At 63.2% G+C, this 16,554-nt stretch carries 14 protein-coding genes and 2 tRNA genes; 5 read left to right on the top strand and 11 right to left on the bottom strand.

Going from position 1 to position 16,554, the window contains the following annotated elements; genetic code table 11:
* Positions 1–167 precede the first annotated feature (167 nt).
* Complete coding sequence (locus ACI48I_RS14225; protein WP_498574523.1) at positions 168–473, top strand: hypothetical protein; 306 nt, start codon at positions 168–170, stop codon at positions 471–473.
* A 224-nt stretch (positions 474–697) separates the two neighbouring features.
* On the top strand, positions 698–1,978 hold the full coding sequence (locus tag ACI48I_RS14220; RefSeq protein WP_193686303.1) for a family 1 glycosylhydrolase: 1,281 nt from the start codon (positions 698–700) through the stop codon (positions 1,976–1,978).
* Between the two features lie 8 nt (positions 1,979–1,986).
* Here ACI48I_RS14220 and ACI48I_RS14215 read toward each other — a convergent pair whose 3' ends face one another.
* The gene (locus ACI48I_RS14215) at positions 1,987–2,952 is read right to left on the bottom strand and encodes an MBL fold metallo-hydrolase (protein WP_193686304.1); all 966 of its coding nucleotides are present in this window, start codon (positions 2,950–2,952) and stop codon (positions 1,987–1,989) included.
* A gap of 217 nt (positions 2,953–3,169) precedes the next feature.
* Here ACI48I_RS14215 and ACI48I_RS14210 point away from each other — a divergent pair, with 217 nt between their 5' ends.
* Positions 3,170–4,255, top strand: a complete 1,086-nt coding sequence (locus ACI48I_RS14210) for a M28 family peptidase (protein ID WP_193686305.1) — start codon at positions 3,170–3,172, stop codon at positions 4,253–4,255.
* 113 nt (positions 4,256–4,368) lie between these two features.
* Positions 4,369–4,854: an Rv1443c family protein gene (locus tag ACI48I_RS14205; protein WP_193686306.1), complete on the top strand. Its 486-nt coding sequence runs from the start codon at positions 4,369–4,371 to the stop codon at positions 4,852–4,854.
* A 16-nt stretch (positions 4,855–4,870) separates the two neighbouring features.
* Here ACI48I_RS14205 and ACI48I_RS14200 read toward each other — a convergent pair.
* From ACI48I_RS14200 to ACI48I_RS14175, 6 genes are all read right to left on the bottom strand, one after another.
* Positions 4,871–4,947: transfer RNA gene (locus ACI48I_RS14200), tRNA-Arg, on the bottom strand.
* A gap of 69 nt (positions 4,948–5,016) precedes the next feature.
* Positions 5,017–5,093: transfer RNA gene (locus ACI48I_RS14195), tRNA-Pro, on the bottom strand.
* 68 nt (positions 5,094–5,161) lie between these two features.
* Positions 5,162–6,499, bottom strand: a complete 1,338-nt coding sequence (gene glmM / locus ACI48I_RS14190; RefSeq protein WP_193686307.1) for a phosphoglucosamine mutase — start codon at positions 6,497–6,499, stop codon at positions 5,162–5,164.
* A 22-nt stretch (positions 6,500–6,521) separates the two neighbouring features.
* Positions 6,522–7,358 (bottom strand): dihydropteroate synthase, encoded by an 837-nt coding sequence (gene folP / locus ACI48I_RS14185; protein ID WP_193686308.1) that lies wholly within the window; start codon positions 7,356–7,358, stop codon positions 6,522–6,524.
* Positions 7,359–7,497: 139 nt separating this feature from the next.
* On the bottom strand, positions 7,498–9,384 hold the full coding sequence (ftsH, locus tag ACI48I_RS14180; RefSeq protein ID WP_193686309.1) for an ATP-dependent zinc metalloprotease FtsH: 1,887 nt from the start codon (positions 9,382–9,384) through the stop codon (positions 7,498–7,500).
* 226 nt (positions 9,385–9,610) lie between these two features.
* Positions 9,611–10,297 (bottom strand): RlmE family RNA methyltransferase, encoded by a 687-nt coding sequence (locus tag ACI48I_RS14175; protein ID WP_193686310.1) that lies wholly within the window; start codon positions 10,295–10,297, stop codon positions 9,611–9,613.
* A 42-nt stretch (positions 10,298–10,339) separates the two neighbouring features.
* Here ACI48I_RS14175 and yhbY point away from each other — a divergent pair, with 42 nt between their 5' ends.
* A complete protein-coding gene (gene yhbY, locus ACI48I_RS14170; protein WP_193686311.1) occupies positions 10,340–10,810 on the top strand; it encodes a ribosome assembly RNA-binding protein YhbY in 471 nt (156 codons plus the stop codon).
* 127 nt (positions 10,811–10,937) lie between these two features.
* On the opposite strand, the gene ACI48I_RS14165 is transcribed toward yhbY, so the two are convergent.
* From ACI48I_RS14165 to carA, 4 genes are all read right to left on the bottom strand, one after another.
* Positions 10,938–11,408: a DUF4149 domain-containing protein gene (locus tag ACI48I_RS14165; protein WP_498574522.1), complete on the bottom strand. Its 471-nt coding sequence runs from the start codon at positions 11,406–11,408 to the stop codon at positions 10,938–10,940.
* On the bottom strand, positions 11,408–11,887 hold the full coding sequence (gene greA / locus ACI48I_RS14160) for a transcription elongation factor GreA (RefSeq protein WP_193686313.1): 480 nt from the start codon (positions 11,885–11,887) through the stop codon (positions 11,408–11,410). Before greA ends, ACI48I_RS14165 begins: the two co-directional genes overlap by 1 nt.
* A gap of 248 nt (positions 11,888–12,135) precedes the next feature.
* Positions 12,136–15,366: a carbamoyl-phosphate synthase large subunit gene (gene carB, locus ACI48I_RS14155; protein WP_193686314.1), complete on the bottom strand. Its 3,231-nt coding sequence runs from the start codon at positions 15,364–15,366 to the stop codon at positions 12,136–12,138.
* Positions 15,367–16,530, bottom strand: coding sequence for a glutamine-hydrolyzing carbamoyl-phosphate synthase small subunit (carA, locus tag ACI48I_RS14150; protein ID WP_193686315.1), 1,164 nt, complete (start codon positions 16,528–16,530; stop codon positions 15,367–15,369).
* Positions 16,531–16,554 lie beyond the last annotated feature (24 nt).

Below are 16,554 nucleotides of genomic sequence, written 5' to 3'. Positions count from 1 at the left end.
CCCCCCCCTCCCCCCCCCCCCCCCCCCCCCCCCCCCCCCCCCCCCCCTCCCCCCCCCCCCCCCCCCCCCCCCCCCCCCCCCCCCCCCCCCCCGCTACCGGTTCCGGCTCGGCCTGCGCAGCGGCGAGCGGTACCTTGAATCTGGCGTCAGGATTGTCTTGCCGGACGATGACCGGCGTCGGTTTCGCATCGGTACGCGGCGGCTTGGGCCGGCGCAGGACACGGCGCCGCCTGGGCGGTGTTGCTGCGGCCTGGGGAGGCGGCGGCGGTGCCGACGGCGCCGGGTCGAACAGGCGGAAGCCCGAGCCAGGCGGCGGCGACGGCGCGGGTGCGGCGACTACCGCAGGTGCCGGTTCGGATGGCGCCGGGAGCGCGGGTGCCTGCAAGGGCGGCGGCGAGGATGGTGGCAGGGGCGCCAGGCTGACCGTGATCGGCACGCCGCCGCCCGCCTGCATGCCGCGCAGCCCGAATTGAATCGACAGCACCAGCGCGTGCGCCAGGAGCGACAGCAGCAAGCCGATGAGCATCCGGCGATTGGCGAGGTCGGGCGCGGATGGCTGAACGGTCGGCATGCTGGCGGCCAGTTTGACATTGTTGAGTTGACAGCATAGCGTTAACCGAACGAGCGCGTGCGCACGCTAGCAATTGACGTTGCAGTGGACGATACTGGTCAAGATCGACACGGATGGAGGCGGCAGATGCATGCAGGTTTCATTTTCGCAACGGGGATCGAGAACAGCGCACCGACCATCGGGGGCGGGCGCATCCGCATGGACGAGCTCGAAAAATGCGGTCACTATAAGCACTGGAAGCTCGATTTCGACCTGGTGCAGGAACTTGGCCTGCGCGTCTTGCGCTACGGCCCTCCCCTGCACCGCACCTGGCTCGGCCCGACCCGCTTCGACTGGGAATTCGCCGACCTCGCCTTCGCCGACCTGCAACGACGCAACATCGCGCCCATCGTCGACCTCTGCCACTTCGGCGTGCCCGACTGGATCGGAAACTTCCAGAATCCGGATTTTCCCGAACTGTTCGCGGGCTATGCCGCCGCCTTTGCCCGGCGCTATCCCTGGGTGCAGCTGTACACGCCGATCAACGAGATGTGGATCTGCGCCGTGTTCTCGACCCTGTACGGCTGGTGGAACGAGCAGATGCGCAACGATGCCGCCTTCGTCACCGCGATCAAGCACCTGGTCAAGGCGAATATCCTGGCCATGCACGCAATCCTGAAGGTGCGTCCGGATGCGCTGTTCATCCAGAGCGAATCGACCGAATACTTCCACGCCGAATCGCCCGACGCCATCGGGCCGGCGGAAATGAACAATGCACGCCGTTTCCTGGCGCTCGACCTGAATTACGGACGGCGCGTCGATTCCGACATGTACGAGTACCTGCTCGACAACGGCATGACGCGCGAGGAATACCATTTCTTCCTGCAGCACAATCTCAAGCATCATTGCATCATGGGCAACGACTACTACCAGACCAACGAGCATTACGTCTCCGCCGACGGCATGACGCGCGCGGCCGGCGAAATCTTTGGCTACGCGGTCATTACTCACCAGTACTACAACCGTTACCGGCTGCCGGTGATGCACACGGAAACGAACCTGTGCCAGGGACCGGGCGGCGACGAGGCGGTGTTCTGGCTCAAGAAGGAGTGGGCGAACGTGCTGCGGGTACGCAACAACGGGGTGCCGCTGATCGGCTTCACCTGGTATTCGCTCACCGACCAGGTCGACTGGGACAGCGCGCTGCGCGTCAATAATGGCAACGTGAATGCGCTCGGGCTGTTCGACCTCGATCGCAAGATCCGCCCGGTAGGCGTGGCCTACCGCGAACTCGTGAAGGCCTGGGAAGCCGTGCTGCCGACCAAGAGCATCTGCCTGCAGGTGCCGGTCGTCATGCCGCACGAGTTCGGCGCCGAGATCACCTCGGTCGACCCCGAGGCGCCAACCAGCGGCGCCATCCAGGGTTAAGGACCAGCTTAGCGCTTGCGCGGCGTAAACGTATAGGTGTCGCCGTGCGCCAGGTAGACGACGCTGTCCTCCAGCCCCGCAGCCTTGACTTCGCGCGCAAACTCGGCGAGCGGCGACTTGAAGACGTCGTAATCGTTGTAGTGGATCGGGATGGTCTTCTTCGGTTTGACGATCTGCATCATTTGGACCCCGTCCTTGCCGTCCATCGTCACCTTGAACACGCCCAGGATACGGGTGCCGCCCAGGTGCAGCAGGGCCAGGTCGATGCCGGGGAAGCGTTGCGGAATGCTGCGGATATCGTCGTAGACCAGTGTATCGCCGCTGATGTACATCCGGTAGTCGGGCGCGTCGGCATTCGCGCCGAAATCGAGCACGCTGCCCATCACCGTCGGCAGCAGCACCGAGACCCCGGCCGCGCCATGGCGCCCGGGCACCGAGGTGACGCGCACCCGTGTGTCGCCCTTGGTCACCTCCAGCTTGTCCCAGTCGGAAAGTGCAAAACGTTGCTGGAAGCCGAGCCGCTTGAGCTTTTCGCTCGCTTCGCGCGTCGTGACGATTGGCGTGTTGCGGTTCAGGCGTTCCTGTACCAGCTTGTCGAAGTGGTCCTCATGCATGTGCGAGAGGATCACCAGGTCGATCGGCGGCAGCTTGTCGAATTCGATGGCGGGATTGGTCTGGCGCTGGGAGGTCAGTCCATAGCCGAGGTGCACGTGGTCGCCCTTGTGCAGGAAATTCGGATCGGTCAGGATGGTCAAACCCTGGTAGCGGATCAGCACCGTCGCGGTGCCGATGAACTGCACGGTGCCAGTTCCCGCGTTTGCCGTCGCCGGCTCCCCGGCCGGGAGCTTGAGCGTATAGGTATCGCCCTGGGGCGCCATGGCCTGCGGCCCGTTCTCCGCCCGGGCTGGACCGGCGAACGACAACCCGAACGCGGCCAGCAAGACGGCACGGCCCAGCAAACGATCAACACGCATACACACTCCATAAATGGCCGGGCCCGCCGGTAGCGGACCCATAGATACCAGACGTTATCATAAAGACCATCCCGGCGTCGTTCGTTTCCAAACAGACAACATACGCGAGCGCAGCGACGGACGCGCATGCATTCTGGTTCCCGAGCGCAATGCGCAGCGTTATACTCCGATGGCTTTGTTACTTCATCAACTAACGAAAACGCTTAGGCATCCACTCATGTCCCTGTCTCAACGCCTGCTTCCCCGCACCCTGTCCGCCCTGCTCGGCCTGTCGCTGGCCCTGCCGCTCGCCGCCGCTCCCGTACCCGCCGAGGTCGCGCCCGTGCTCGAGCGCATCTCGGCCGCTTCGATGCGCGGCAACCTCTCTTTCCTGGCCTCGGACGCACTCGAGGGCCGCGGCACGCCGTCGCGCGGGCTGGACATTGCCGCCGAGTTCATCGCTTCGCAGTTCCGCGCAGCCGGGCTCGAGCCACTCGGCGACGACGGCTATTTCCAGACGGCCGACTGGAACCTGATCGATCCGAAGCGCGCAAAGAACCCGCCGGCAACACCTGCAGCCCCGGTCAAGGTGCGCAATGTGGTCGGCGTCCTGCGCGGCTCGGACCCGCAGCTGAAAGACAGCTATGTGCTGGTGACGGCGCACTACGACCACGTCGGACTGAAGCCGGGCCAGGGCGACGGCATCTTCAATGGCGCGAACGACGACGGCAGCGGGACGGTGTCCGTAATCGAGCTGGCCAGGGCATTCAGCCAGAACAAGACGCGCCCCAAACGCAGCATCGTCTTCATGACGGTGTTCGGCGAAGAACACGGCCTGGTCGGTTCGCGCTACTACGGCGCCCATCCGCTGGTGCCGATCGAGAAGACGATCGCCGGCATCAACCTGGAGCAAGTTGGACGCACCGACGACAACGAAGGCGCCCAGGTGCGGGCGGTCGGCGTCACCGGCTTCGATTTTTCGGACGTCGGCGCCATCCTGAAAAGCGCCGGCGACGACACCGGCATCCGCGTCTGGAAGCATCCCGTCAACAGCGACAAGTATTTCGCCCACAGCGACAACCAGGCGCTGGCCGACCAGGGCATCCCCTCGCACACGATCAGCGTCGCCTACGCCTTCCCCGACTACCACGGGGCGGGCGACCACTGGGACAAGATCGATTACGAGAACATGGCCGCGGTCGACCGCGCCGCCGCGCTGGCGATCTGGAACATCGCCAACGGCAGCAATACGCCGAAGTGGAATGCCCAGAATCCGAAGGCGAGCAAGTACCTGGGTATCTGGCAAGGCCGCAATACGAAGTAAGCCCGTGCCACGTTTTGCTCACTCGAGTGATAAAAATGCTCCGAACTGCGAACTGGCTAACGGACTGATGTAACAATCGGGTCGACAATTCCTCCATGAACAGCGGAGGCCCGATGGCAACGATACGACACACCTTTACGACGACAGTCCCAGCTTCCGCCGAGGAGGTCTGGGCCTGGTCGACTTCGATCAAGGGCATCAAGGCCGAGATGTGGCCTGTCCTGAAGATCACCTTCCCGAAGGGCATGACCCACATCGGCGAGGACACCACCCTGGACAAGCCCCTGTGCCGCTGCCAGTTCCTCCTGCTCGGCCTGTTCCCGATCGACATGTCGAAGCTGACCTTCGTCGAACTCGAACCCGGCCGCCGCTTCGTCGAGCAATCTCCCCTGCTGTCGATGCGTTCCTGGCGCCACGAGCGCATCGTCACGCCGACGGCGGGCGGCACGCTGGTCACCGACAACCTGACATTCAAGCCGCGCGTGGCGGGGCCGATCGTCGGCTGGTTCGTGAAGCTGTTTTTCGAGCACCGGCATGCGGTGCTGGCGAAGGCGTTTGCGAAGGATGCGGCAAAGCCGGCGCCGGGGCCTGCGGTCTGAACGTCAGAGATTCCATTGGCCTGCCCAGCTGGGTTCGAACCAGCGACCCTCAGCTTAGAAGGCTGATGCTCTATCCAACTGAGCTATGGGCAGAAAGAAGCGTCGACGAATGTTGACGCAGAAATGAAAACGGGCCGTCGAAGACGGCCCGTTCGTAATGCTTGGTCGGAGTACAAGGATTCGAACCTTGGACCCCCTGGTCCCAAACCAGGTGCGCTACCGGGCTGCGCTACACTCCGAATGACTTCATTTTACTATCCCGAAGATGCCGCGTCAATGCAAGCACCCCGGGAAGGGAATTTAAAGCTCAGGCAGCCAGCTTGTCGGCGATGCGGCGCGCCATGCTGTCGGCCATTTCCGCATTTTTCGCTTCGACCATGACGCGGATCAGCGGCTCGGTGCCGGATGCGCGGATCAGCACGCGGCCGGTATCGCCCAGCTCGCGCTCGACGGCTTCTTTTTCCGCAACCATCGCCGCATCCTTGGTCCAGTCGAAGCCGGGGGTGACGCGCTTGTTGATCAGCGTCTGCGGATAGAGGGTGAGCTCGCTGCAGCAGGCTTCCAGCGACTTGCCGCTGCGCTTCAGTGCGGACAGCACCTGCAGCGAGGAAACGATGCCGTCGCCGGTGGTATGCTTGTCCAGTGCCAGCAGGTGGCCCGAACCTTCGCCGCCCAGGATCCAGCCGCGTTCCTGCATCACTTCCAGCACGTAGCGGTCGCCGACTTTCGCGCGGGCGAAGCCGATGCCGAGTTCCTTGAAGGCCACCTCCAGCGCCATGTTCGTCATCAGGGTGCCGACGGCGCCAGCCACTTCGCCGGTCGCCATGCGATCGCGCACCATCAGGTACAGCAATTCGTCGCCGTTGTAGACGCGGCCGTTGGCGTCGACCATGATCAGGCGGTCGGCGTCGCCGTCGAGGGCGATGCCGAGGTCGGCCTTGTGCTCGATCACGGCGGCGGACAGAGCTTTCGGGGCGGTGGCGCCGAAGCCGGCGTTGATGTTGAAGCCGTCCGGGGTGGCGCCGATCGAGACGACTTCGGCGCCGAGTTCATGGAACACGTGCGGGGCGATGTTGTAGGCGGCGCCGTGGGCGCTGTCGACGACGATCTTCAGGCCGCGCAGATCGAGTTCGTTCGGGAAGGTGCTCTTGCAGAATTCGATGTAGCGGCCTTGCGCGTCGCGCAGGCGGGTGGCGCGGCCGAGCTTGTCGGACGGAACGCAAGCCATCGGCTGGTCGATCGCTTCTTCGATGGCCAGTTCGACGCTGTCGGGCAGCTTGGTGCCGTGCGCGGAGAAGAACTTGATGCCATTGTCCTGGAATGGGTTATGCGAAGCCGAGATCACGACGCCGGCCTGCAGACGCAGGGCGCGCGTCAGGTAGGCGATCGCCGGGGTCGGCATCGGGCCGGCCAGCATGACGTCGACGCCGGCGGCGGAAAAGCCCGCTTCCAGTGCCGCTTCGAGCATGTAGCCGGAAATGCGGGTGTCCTTGCCGATCAACACGGTCGGACGGCTGCTGCTGGCGTAGTCCTTGGCCAGGACCATGCCGGCGGCGTAGCCGAGGCGCATCACGAAGTCAGGCGTGATCGGCGCAACGCCAACCTGTCCGCGAACACCATCCGTACCAAAATATTTGCGTGCCATGCTTGTTCTCTTTGTTGTCAATTTAATCAATAGTGGCCGCGCGCCAAACTTTCAGCGCGTCAACCGTCTCAGCTACATCATGTACCCGCAGGATTTTAGCGCCATGCGCCACCGCAGCCAACGCGCCAGCGATGCTACCGGGCAAGCGGCCTTCGACCGGACGACCAGTAACGGCGCCGATCATCGATTTGCGCGACAGCCCGATCAGTACCGGGAATCCCAGTTCTTCCTCGATGCGTGCGGTCGCGCGCAGCAAGGTGTAGTTATGTTCGACCGTCTTGCCGAAACCGAGGCCCGGATCGACGCAGATGCGTTCACGCTCGATGCCGGCCGCCAGCAAGGCCTCGATCCGTTCGCGCAGGAAAGCGGTCACCTCCCCCACCACGTCGCCGTAGACCGGTTCGGCCTGCATGTCCTGGGGCGTTCCCTGCATGTGCATGATGCACAGGCCGCAGTCGCTGCCCTGCACGGCCTCGATCGCGCCCGGCGCGCGGAAGCCGTTGATGTCGTTGATCATGTCGGCGCCGGCGATGATCGCTTCGCGCATGACCAGCGGTTTGCAGGTGTCGACCGAGAGCGCGCGCCCCACTCCCTGCAGCGCGTAGACGGCCGGCATTACGCGGCGTAGTTCTTCCTCGACCGGGACGCTCGGCGAGCCGGGGCGGGTCGATTCGCCGCCGATGTCGATCAGGTCGACACCGTCGCGCACCATCTCTTCGGCGCGCGAAATCGCGAACTCGAGCGTGCCGTAGCGGCCGCCGTCGGAAAACGAATCGGGCGTGACATTCAGGATGCCCATGACGAGGGGTCGCTGTTCCAGCCGGAAGCTGAAGCGGCCGCATTGCAGCAGTTGACGCATAAGTGATGGAGGGAAAGTCGAAGGGAAACGCGCGCGCCTCGTTAACGAGCAAAAGACATCCGGAGGGATGCCTTTTGCTGGAGAGGTGCTAGTCGATCAAGCGCGTTGACGAATCAGGACCGCGAATCAAAACCGCGGATCAGGCCGGTGCCGGCGCGTTGGTGGCCACGCCGCCCGAACCGCTGTCGCCAGGCGGCGTGCGCTTGGTCAGCAGGCCGGCTTTCGGCGGACGCGGCTCGCGGCCGGCCATGATGTCGTTGATCTGCTCGGAATCGATGGTTTCCCACTCGAGCAGGGCCTTGGTCATCATCTCGACCTTCTCGCGATTCTCTTCCAACAGACGGCGCGACAGCGCGTACTGGGTGTCGAGGATCGCGCGGATTTCGGCGTCGACCTTTTGCTGGGTCGCTTCCGAAATGGTCTTGGTGGCGCCGCCGAAGAAGCCTTCGTTCTCGCTGTCTTCGTAGACCATCACGCCCATCGTCTCGGACATGCCGAAGCGGGTCACCATCGAGCGCGCCAGCTTGGTGGCACGCGAGAAGTCGTTCGAGGCGCCGGTGGACATCTGGCCGACGAAGATCTCTTCGGCGATACGGCCGCCGAACAGGATCGAGATTTCTTCCAGCATCTTGTCCTTGTAACCGGACAGGGCATCGTGCTCGGGCAGCTGCCAGGTCAGGCCGAGGGCGAAACCACGCGGCATGATCGTGACCTTGTGCACCGGGTCAGCCTTTGGCAGCAGCTTGGCGACGACCGCGTGGCCCGACTCGTGGTAGGCCGTGTTGCGGCGCTCTTCCTCGCGCATGACCATCGACTTGCGCTCCGGACCCATGTAGATCTTGTCCTTGGCGTCCTCGAAGTCGTTCATCTCGACCAGGCGCTTGTTGCGGCGCGCGGCGAACAGGGCTGCTTCGTTGACCAGGTTGGCCAGGTCCGCACCCGAGAAGCCGGGGGTACCGCGGGCCAGGATGTCGGCCTTCACGTCGGCGCCGATCGGCACCTTGCGCATGTGCACGTTCAGGATCTGCTCACGGCCGCGGATGTCCGGCAAACCGACCATCACCTGACGGTCGAAACGGCCCGGACGCAGCAGCGCCTTGTCCAGCACGTCGGCGCGGTTGGTGGCGGCGATCACGATGACGCCGGAGGTGGCTTCGAAACCGTCCATCTCGACCAGCAGCTGGTTCAGCGTCTGTTCGCGTTCGTCGTTGCCGCCGCCCATGCCGGCGCCGCGGTGGCGGCCGACGGCGTCGATCTCGTCGATGAAGATGATGCAAGGCGAGTGCTTCTTCGCGTTCTCGAACATGTCGCGCACGCGGGATGCGCCGACGCCAACGAACATCTCGACGAAGTCGGAACCGGAGATCGAGAAGAACGGCACTTTCGCTTCGCCGGCGATGGCACGCGCCAGCAGGGTCTTGCCGGTACCCGGAGGACCGACCATCAGCACGCCGCGCGGGATGCGACCGCCCAGTTTCTGGAACTTGGTCGGGTCTTTCAGGAAGTCGACGATCTCGCTGACTTCTTCTTTCGCTTCGTCGCAGCCGGCGACGTCGGCGAAGGTGACGCTGTTGTTCGTTTCATCGAGCATGCGCGCCTTCGACTTGCCGAAGGAGAAAGCACCGCCCTTGCCGCCGCCCTGCATCTGGCGCATGAAGAAGACCCAGACGCCGATCAGGAGCAGCATCGGGAACCAGGAGATGAACACTTGCTGCAGGAATCCAGGCTCTTCCGGCGGCTTGACGTCGAAGCGCACGCCGTTCTCGCGCAGGTCGCCGATCAGGCCGCGGTCGAGCATAGTGGCGGTGGCGCGTACCTTGCTGTCGTCGGTGCGGGTGGCGGTGATGTTCGCGCCTTCGATCACGACATCCTTGACGCGGCGCGCTTTCACATCGTCGAGCAGCTCGGAATAAGCGATGGTCTTGCTGCCACCGGCCGGGCTATGGTTGTCGAACTGCTTGAACAGCATGAACAACAGCAGTGCGACGACCACCCAGATGGCGGATTTGGAAAACATATTATTCACGAAAACTCCTCCGATGCGCTCCGCACCAATACCGATTTGATTTTGCCGATTTTACTCGCGATGCCACACGCGATTTTACTCGTGATTTCACTAACAGCGCGCAGGGCGTGCCATGCACAGCCCCACATGATGCCATATTGCCACCTTTTCCACACCGACAAGCGCGCGGGAAGGTTCCGGACGCATCCGAACGGAGGCGTCACGCGGTGCATGTGCGGCTGCGATCTCAAATATCAAGGGCCGCGCCGCGTTCGGATCCCGATTTGTACTCCACCGGATTCTTCAGACCGCGCCCGAGCAGGAAAATTTCCGACGATTTGTCGCGGCTTGCCTTGGGCTTGATTTGCTTGACGGTCTTGAACTCGGTGCGGAACTTCTCGACAATTTGCGTGAAACCCATATCCTTAAAGCACTTGACCAACAATGCTCCACCGGGTTTCAGGTGCATTTGAGAAAACTCAATAGCGAGATCGATCAAATGTTCCATCCGCGCAGCGTCAGCCGTCGGAATCCCCGACAGATTGGGCGCCATGTCGGAAAGCACCAGGTCTGTCTTGCGGCCTTCGAGCACGGTCGCTAGTTGGTCCAATACAACATCTTCTCGGAAGTCGCCCTGGATGTAGTGGACGTCGGCGATCGGCTCCATCGGCAGCAGGTCGAGGCCGATGATGGTGCCCGTGATGCCGCCGCCCTCCTTGCCGGACAGTTTGCGCCGCGTGTACTGGGCCCAGCTGCCGGGCGTGCAGCCGAGGTCGACGATGACCTGGCCCGGCTTGATGAGTTTTTCCGCTTCGTCGATTTCTTTCAGCTTGTAGGCGGCGCGGGCGCGAAACCCGTCTTTTTGCGCCTGCTTCACGTACGGGTCGTTAATATGGTCGTGTAACCAGTTTTTGTTTAATTTGTTCTTGGCCATTCGCGTAGAATACTGCTTTTATAGGTACATCAAAAAATTATTATGCTTACACTTACACCCGGCGAACGCAGCGCGTTGCGCGCGGAAGCCCATGGCCTGAAACCTGTGGTCATGGTCGGCGAATCGGGCCTGACGGAATCCGTCATGAAGGAAATCGCCGGCAGCCTCGACGCACACGGCCTGATCAAGGTCCGCGTTTTCGGCGATGACCGCGAAGCGCGTGTCGCCATGTACGAACAGATCTGCAGCGACCTCGACGCGGCGCCGGTCCAGCACATCGGCAAGCTCCTCGTCCTCTATCGTCCGAAAGTCGAGACGGTCAAGGAACGCAGCAGCAAGGCCGGCAAGGGCATGCGCGAAGTTACCATCGTCAAGGCCAGCGCCAGCGGCACCAAGAAGCCGAGCGTCACCAAGGTCATGATCAAGGGGAATGAACGCGTTACCGCCGGCGGCAACATCAAGCGCGCCAAACCGCGCCAGGCCAGCACCAAGAAGAATGCACTGAACAAGTGATCGAAAAACCGGAGCCTGCCTCCGGTTTTTTTTGCTTGCCGCGGTTCAGACGCCGGACCGCGTGGGCGGAGCCAGGTGAACCCGTCATCGAGGCCATTGGCCTTGACGACCCCTGCAACACCAAAGGTCAGCGGCTCTTCACCACCAGGATTGCCGCCAGCACGCTTTCGATCACGTGGAACAGCTGCGACACGCCATGCAGGATGGCGAACTTCGTCCACAGCGGCGAAGCGCGGATGCCCAGCGGCCCGGCTGCCTCGCGCATCTGCGCCATCGCCGGCTGCAGGCCGACGAACATCACCAGCGCACAGGCCAGCATGGCCAGCACCACCAGGTTCAGATAGCGCCGGCGCCCTCTTTCGAGCTCGGGCGACACCTGCACCAGCACCAGCATCAGGACCGCGCAGACGATGCTGACCAGTGCCAGCCGGTGCAGCAGCACGCGCACGATGTCGCCCGCGACCGGTCCGCTCGCAACCCCGAACACGGCCGGCGCGGCGATATAGCCGAGCACCCACAGGGCGCCCGCCCACAGTGCGGCCACCAGCAGGCGTGCCGCTGCGATCCGGCTCGCCGCGCGGCTGGCCAGGGCCGTCATCAGACGTAGCGTACTTCGAGGATTTCGTATTCGCGCGGGCCGGACGGCGCCTGCACTTCGACCACGTCGCCGGCGTACTTGCCGATCAGGGCCCGCGCGATCGGCGAGGTCACGGAGACCTTGTTCAGTTTGAGGTCGGCTTCGTCGAGGCCGACGATCTGGTAGCTGACCTTCTGGCCCGAGTCCAGGTCTTCGAGGTCGACGGTGGAAGCGAAGACGACACGGCCTTCGGCGTCCAGCGTGGCCGGGTCGATGATCTGGGCGGCGCTCAATTTGCCTTCGAGTTCGGCGATGCGGCCTTCGACGAAAGCCTGGCGTTCCTTGGCGGCGTCGTATTCGGCGTTCTCCGACAGGTCGCCGTGCGAGCGCGCTTCGGCGATGGCGTCGATGACGATGCGGCGTTCCTTGGTCTTGAGCTGATGCAGCTCCTGCTTCAGGAGTTCGGCGCCGTACTTGGTCAGTGGGATCGTATTATTCATAAATCTCTACTTAAAAAATATCGATAAACCTACTGCGCGTCGGATTGTCGGCCTGCGATGCTCGCTGTACTCAGGTACAGCGAGCATTGTCCCCTTGGGGGCTCGGCCAACACTCCTTCCGCTCGCTACGGTTTCTCGAATTTTTTGGTTATTCGTGGACGTACCAAGCGAAAACCACAGAGGCGCGCGACGCAAGCCGCGCGAGCTCTGTGGTTTGACGGGGTACTCGCAGTGCTACTTAACTGCGCTTAGTTTAAGGTTTTATGCAGCCCTTGTAAATCATAGACCCGAATCTCGTCCAGATGGCGCATGCCCTGGATCGCCGCCTCGGCGCCGGCGATCGTCGTGTAGGTCACGACGCGTGCCAGCAGGGCCGAGGTACGGATGGTACGCGAGTCGGTGATCGCACTGCGCTTTTCCTCGACCGTGTTGATGACCATCTCGATCTCGTGGTTCTTGATCATGTCCACGACGTGCGGACGGCCCTCGATCACCTTGTTCACCGCCAGCACCGGCAGGCCGGCCGCGGCGATCACCGCGGCAGTACCCTTGGTCGCCGCCAGCGTGAAGCCCATCGCCACCAGGTCGCGCGCCACCTGCACCGCGCGCGGCTTGTCCGAGGCTTTCACCGACAGGAAGACGCGGCCCGAGGTCGGCAGCTTGATGCCTGCGCCGATCTGCGACTTGACAAACGCTTCGCCGAAGGTCTCGCCTACGCCCATCACTTCGCCGGTCGATTTCATTTCCGGTCCGAGGATGGTGTCGACGCCCGGGAATTTCACGAACGGGAACACGGCTTCCTTGACGCTGTAGAACGGCGGCGTCACCTCTTTCGTGATGCCCTGCTGTGCCAGGGTCTGGCCGACCATGCAGCGCGCGGCCACCTTGGCCAACTGGATGCCGGTCGCTTTCGAGACGAAAGGCACGGTGCGCGAGGCACGCGGGTTCACTTCCAGCACGAACACCGTGTCGACCGTCTTGCCGTCGACTTCCGACTGCTGGATCGCGAACTGCACGTTCATCAGGCCGACCACGTTCAGGCCTTTCGCCATCAGCGCGGTCTGGCGCTTGAGCTCATCGATCGTCTCTTGCGAGAGCGAATACGGAGGCAGCGAGCAGGCCGAGTCGCCCGAGTGCACGCCGGCCTGTTCGATGTGTTCCATCACGCCGCCGATGAAGGTCGTTTCGCCGTCGGAGATGCAGTCGACGTCGACTTCGATCGCGTCGTTCAGGAAGCGGTCGAGCAGCACCGGCGAATCGTTCGAGACCTTGACCGCTTCGCGCATGTAGCGCTCGAGGTCGCGCTGCTCGTGGACGATTTCCATCGCGCGGCCGCCCAGCACGTAGGAAGGACGCACGACCAGCGGGTAGCCGATTTCCTGGGCCAGGGCGAGCGCTTCGGTTTCGGTGCGCGCGGTACGGTTCGGCGGCTGGCGCAGTTTCAGGTCCTGCAGCAGCTTCTGGAAACGCTCGCGGTCTTCGGCCGCGTCGATCATGTCGGGCGAAGTGCCGACGATCGGCACGCCGTTCGCTTCGAGATCCAGCGCGAGTTTCAGCGGCGTCTGGCCGCCGTACTGGACGATCACGCCGACCGGCTTTTCCAGGTCGACGATTTCGAGCACGTCTTCCAGCGTCAGCGATTCGAAGTAGAGTCGGTCCGAGGTATCGTAGTCGGTCGACACGGTCTCCGGATTGCAGTTGACCATGATGGTCTCGTAGCCGTCTTCGCGCATGGCGAGGGCCGCGTGCACGCAGCAGTAGTCGAACTCGATGCCCTGGCCGATGCGGTTCGGACCGCCGCCCAGCACCATGATCTTCTTCTTGTCGGTCGGCGCCGCTTCGCATTCCTCGTCATAGGTCGAGTACATGTAGGCGGTGTCGGTCGAGAACTCGGCGGCGCAGGTATCGACGCGCTTGTACACCGGGCGGATACCCAGCGCGTGACGGCGCTCGCGCACCGCGGCCTGCGTGGTGTGCATCAGGAAAGCCATGCGCGCATCCGAGAAGCCTTTTTGCTTGAGCTTGTACAGGGTCGGCTTGTCCAGCGATTCGAGCTTCTGGTGATCCAGCCACAGTTCGATGTCGACGATTTCCTTGATCTGGATGAGGAACCACGGATCGATCTTGGTCAGGTTGTGCACTTCTTCCAGGGTGAAGCCCTGGGCAAAGGCATCGCCCACGTACCAGATGCGCTCCGGACCCGGCTCGCCGAGTTCTTCTTCGATGACTTCGCGGTCGCGCGTCTTTTCGTTCAGGCCGTCGACGCCCACTTCCAGGCCGCGCAGGGCCTTCTGGAAGGATTCCTGGAAGGTGCGGCCCATGGCCATCACCTCGCCCACCGATTTCATCTGGGTGGTCAGGTGCTTGTCGGCCGCCGGGAATTTTTCGAAGGCGAAGCGCGGGATCTTGGTGACGACGTAGTCGATCGACGGCTCAAAACTGGCCGGGGTCGCGCCGCCGGTGATTTCGTTGCGCAGCTCATCAAGCGTAAAACCAACAGCCAGCTTGGCTGCCACTTTGGCGATCGGGAAGCCGGTCGCTTTGGACGCCAGTGCCGAGGAACGCGACACGCGCGGGTTCATCTCGATGACGATCATGCGGCCGTCTTGCGGGTTGATCGCGAACTGCACGTTCGAGCCGCCGGTGTCGACGCCGATTTCGCGCAGCACCGCGATCGACGCGTTACGCATGATCTGGTATTCCTTGTCCGTCAGCGTCTGCGCCGGCGCGACCGTGATCGAGTCGCCGGTGTGCACGCCCATCGGGTCCAGGTTTTCGATCGAGCAGATGATGATGCAGTTGTCGGCCTTGTCGCGCACGACTTCCATCTCGTACTCTTTCCAGCCCAGCAGCGATTCCTCGATCAGCAGTTCGCTGGTCGGCGAGGCTTCCAGGCCGCGCTTGCAGATGGTCTCGAACTCTTCTTCGTTGTAGGCGATGCCGCCGCCGGTGCCGCCCATCGTGAAGGACGGACGAATGATGGTCGGGAAGCCCAGTTCGCGCTGCACCGTGCGTGCCTCGTCCATGCTGTGCGCCACGCCCGAGCGCGCCGAACCGAGACCAATCTTGGTCATCGCGTCCTTGAACTTCGAGCGGTCCTCGGCCTTGTCGATCGCTTCCGGCGAAGCGCCGATCAGTTCGACCTTGTACTTGTCGAGGATGCCGTGGCGGTGCAGGTCGAGCGCGCAGTTCAGCGCGGTCTGGCCGCCCATGGTCGGCAGGATCGCGTCCGGACGCTCTTTCTCGATGATCGCCTCGACCACCTTCCAGGTGATCGGCTCGATGTAGGTGACGTCCGCCATCTCCGGGTCGGTCATGATCGTCGCCGGATTGCTGTTCACCAGGATGACTTTATAGCCCTCGTCGCGCAGGGCCTTGCAGGCTTGCGCACCCGAGTAATCGAATTCGGCCGCCTGGCCGATGATGATCGGGCCTGCGCCGATGATCAGGATGCTGTTGATATCACTACGCTTTGGCATTTATTTCTTCTCCTGGGCTTGCATCAGGCCGATGAAGCGGTCAAACAGATAGGCGACGTCGGTCGGGCCGGGCGAGGCTTCCGGGTGGCCCTGGAAGCAGAAGGCCGGCTTGTCGGTGCGGGCAAATCCCTGCAGCGAACCGTCGAACAGCGAGACGTGGGTGACGCGGCAGTTGGCCGGCAGGGTCTCGGGATCGACCGCGAAACCGTGGTTCTGCGAGGTGATCAGCACCTTTTTCGAATCGAGGTCCTGCACCGGGTGGTTTGCGCCGTGGTGGCCGAACTTCATCTTCATCGTCTTCGCGCCCGAGGCCAGCGCCATGATCTGGTGGCCGAGGCAGATGCCGAAGGTCGGGATGCCCTTCTCGATCAGTTCCGCGGTGGCCTTGATGGCGTAGTCGCACGGTTCCGGGTCGCCCGGGCCGTTGGCCAGGAAGATGCCGTCCGGGTTCAGCGCCAGGGCGTCGGCGGCGGTCGATTCCGCAGGCAGGACGGTGACCTTGCAGCCGCGTTCGGCCAGCATGCGCAGGATGTTGCGCTTGACGCCGTAGTCGAAGGCGACCACGTGGTATTGCGGGTTTTCCTGCTTGCCGAAGCCCGAACCCAGCTTCCACTCGGTCTCGGTGAACTCGTACGGTTCTTTTACCGACACGACTTTTGCGAGGTCCATGCCGGCCAGGCCCGGGAAGGAGCGTGCCAGTTCCAGCGCCTGCGCTTCCGACGGCTGGTTGCCTTGCGTGCCGGTGAGGATGGCGCCGCCCTGGGCACCCTTCTCGCGCAGCAGGCGGGTCAGCTTGCGGGTATCGATGCCGGCGATGGCGACGACGTTCTCGGCCTTCAGGTAGTCGGCGAGCGATTGGGTGGAACGGAAGTTCGATGCCAGCAGCGGCAGGTCGCGGATGATCAGGCCTGCGGCGTGGACTTTGGTCGCTTCGACGTCGGCGGCGTTGACGCCGTAGTTGCCGATGTGCGGGTACGTCAGCGTGACGATCTGACGCGAGTAGCTTGGGTCGGTCAGGATTTCCTGGTAGCCGGTAATGGCGGTATTGAATACCACTTCACCGGTCGTGTGGCCGGCGGCACCGATGGAAACACCTCGAAAAATCGTTCCGTCTGCGAGGGCCAGGATGGCCGGGACGGCTGGGCCAGAAAAAAATGGCGGCAAGGGTAACTCCCAATAAAGTTACCG

The sequence above is a fragment of the Massilia sp. LXY-5 genome, assembly GCF_059801075.1.
The sequence above is the reverse complement of the archived record's forward strand: the minus strand, read 5'-3'. Positions and strand labels throughout refer to the sequence as shown.